Source organism: Segeticoccus rhizosphaerae, from assembly GCF_009192725.1.
In the GTDB taxonomy this organism is placed as follows: domain Bacteria; phylum Actinomycetota; class Actinomycetes; order Actinomycetales; family Dermatophilaceae; genus Segeticoccus; species Segeticoccus rhizosphaerae.
In genome coordinates, this window is the sequence record NZ_VOHR01000435.1 from 1 (window position 1) to 2,637 (window position 2,637).

A 2,637-nucleotide genomic window follows, 5' to 3' on the forward strand; every position below is an offset into this window, starting at 1 on the left:
CGATCGCGCGCGGCCCAGACCGCGACGCCCGTCTCGGACCCGTCGTCGCTCTCGCTGCCCCCGCCCGCAGCGGCCCCGGCCAGGACGGCCACCAACGCGGCCAGCTCGACGGTCGAGGGGTGTCCTCGCACGATCCAGGGCGACGCCGCGGTCTGGTCGTCGGTCGTGGCCACGGGAGGCTCCTCGGTCATCGGGTGGGCGGACGTCATACGGGTGGTCTTCGTAGGCGTGGCTCACAAGGGGATGTTGCCGTGCTTCTTCGCCGGCAGGGTCTCGCGCTTGGTGCGCAGGGTGCGCAGCGCCTTCGTGACGTAGGCGCGGGTGTAGGAGGGCGGGATGACCGAGTCGACGTAACCGCGCTCCGCGGCGACGTAGGGGTTGGCGAGGGTGTCCTCGTACTCCTGGATGAAGCCCGCGCGGGCGGCGTCGATGGCGGCCTGGTCGCCGCCGGACTCCTCGGCGACCTTGGCGATCTGCTTGCGGTAGAGGATGTTCACCGCGCCCTGCGCGCCCATGACGGCGATCTGGGCGGTGGGCCAGGCGAGGTTGATGTCGGCCCCCAGGTGCTTGGAACCCATGACGTCGTAGGCGCCGCCGTAGGCCTTGCGGGTGATGACGGTGACCAGCGGCACCGTCGCCTCGGCGTAGGCGAAAATCAGCTTGGCGCCACGGCGGATGATGCCGTTCCACTCCTGGTCGGTGCCGGGCAGGAAGCCCGGGACGTCGACGAAGGTCAGGACCGGGATGTTGAACGCGTCGCAGGTGCGCACGAACCGGGCCGCCTTCTCGGAGGCGTCGATGTCGAGGCAGCCGGCGTACTGCATCGGCTGGTTGCCGACCACGCCCACCGGTCGCCCGTCGACGCGCCCGAAGCCGCAGACGATGTTGGGGGCGAACAGCTCCTGGACCTCGCAGAAGTCCGGGACGCCCTCGTCGGTGTCGTCCACGACGCGTTCGATGATGGTGCGCATGTCGTAGGGGACGTTCGGGGAGTCCGGGATGAACGTGTCGAGCGACCGGTCCTCGTCGTCGACCTCGAGGTCCGCGTCCTCGCCGTAGCGCGGCGGGTCCTCGAGGTTGTTGGACGGCAGGTAGGACAGCAGCTCACGCACGTAGGCGATCGCGTCGTCCTCGTCGTCGGCCATGTAGTGCGCCACCCCCGAGCGGGAGTTGTGCGACCGGGCGCCGCCGAGGTCCTCCATCCCCACGTCCTCACCAGTGACGGTCTTGATCACGTCGGGTCCCGTGATGAACATGTGGCTGGTCTGGTCGACCATGACGGTGAAGTCGGTGATCGCGGGGGAGTAGACCGCGCCGCCGGCGCAGGGGCCCATGACCAGACTGATCTGGGGGATGACGCCGGACGCGTGCACGTTGCGGCGGAAGATCTCGGCATACAGGCCCAGGGCGACGACCCCCTCCTGGATGCGCGCGCCGCCCGAGTCGTTGATGCCCACGACGGGGCAGCCGAGCTTCATCGCCAGGTCCATCACCTTGACGATCTTCTCGCCGAAGACCTCGCCGAGCGAGCCGCCGAACACGGTGAAGTCCTGGGAGAACACCGCCACCGGTCGCCCGTCGACGGTGCCGTAGCCGCTGACCACGCCGTCGCCGTAGGGGCGGCTCTTCGCCTGGTCGAAGTTGGTCGACCGGTGCCGCGCCAGCTCGTCCATCTCGACGAACGAGCCCTCGTCCATCAGCATCTCGATGCGCTCGCGGGCGGTTCGCTTGCCCTTCGCGTGCTGTTTCTCCACCGCCCGGGCGGAGCCGGCGTGGACCGCCTCGTCGTTGCGGCGGTAGAGGTCGGCGAGCTTGCCGGCGGTCGTGTGCAGGTCGGGTGCTTCACCGTCGACTGGCTCGGTGCGCGCAGCATCGGTCATGGCGGGCAGCCTAGCCTTAGCCCCGTGCGTGATTCCTTGGACGTCCGGGCCCTCCGCGAGACGCTGCTCACACCGACCTCCCACTGGGCGGCGCTCGACTTCTTCGACTCCGTCGACTCGACCAACCTCGAGGCGCTTCGCCGCCCGGACCCGTGGCGGGTCGTCCTCACCGACCACCAGAGCGCCGGCCGGGGGCGTCTGGCGCGGCAGTGGGAGGCGCCGCCGTGCACGTCGATCGCGGTGTCCTGCGTGGTGCCGATCGGAGACCGGGGCGGAGCCGACCGGTCCGAGCTCGGCTGGGTCCCGCTCCTGGCCGGGCTGGCGATGAGCACTGCGCTGTCGGAGGTCGCCGGCGTCCGCGCGCTGCTCAAGTGGCCCAACGACGTGCTCGCCGGGGCAGCGGACGACGAGGACGAGCGGCTCCGGAAGGTGTGCGGTGTGCTCTGTCAGTCCGCGGGCGACGAGCTCGTCGTGGTCGGGGCCGGGGTCAACGTCGACCAGGAGCGCGAGGAGCTCCCCGTCGACACTGCCACCTCGCTGCGGCTGTGCGGCTCGGACGCCCCGCGCGAGGGCATCATCGAGCGCTACCTCATGAATCTGCGCGACCGAACCGAGGCGTGGCGGGCCGGCGGCCCGGCGATGGAGGGCCAACGAGCGGACTACCGCAGCCGGTGCACGACCGTCGGCCGCGTCGTCGACCTGCACCAGCCGGGAGGCGCCGTCGTGCGCGGCACGGCGACCGGCGTCGACGACCAGG

At 70.8% G+C, this 2,637-nt stretch carries 3 protein-coding genes; 1 reads left to right on the forward strand and 2 read right to left on the reverse strand.

The features are described from left to right. Together FRW57_RS25130 and FRW57_RS20205 are read right to left on the reverse strand one after the other, a co-directional pair. Window positions 1–209, reverse strand: a 209-nt coding sequence (locus FRW57_RS25130) for an acyl-CoA carboxylase epsilon subunit (protein WP_203230450.1), incomplete at its 3' end; no start/stop codon positions are given. A gap of 24 nt (window positions 210–233) precedes the next feature. After that, window positions 234–1,880: an acyl-CoA carboxylase subunit beta gene (locus FRW57_RS20205; protein ID WP_137122442.1), complete on the reverse strand. Its 1,647-nt coding sequence runs from the start codon at window positions 1,878–1,880 to the stop codon at window positions 234–236. Window positions 1,881–1,904: 24 nt separating this feature from the next. Between FRW57_RS20205 and FRW57_RS20210 the strand changes: the two genes are divergently transcribed. Continuing rightward, the coding region (locus FRW57_RS20210; protein ID WP_162529441.1) for a biotin--[acetyl-CoA-carboxylase] ligase at window positions 1,905–2,637 on the forward strand (733 nt) is incomplete at its 3' end.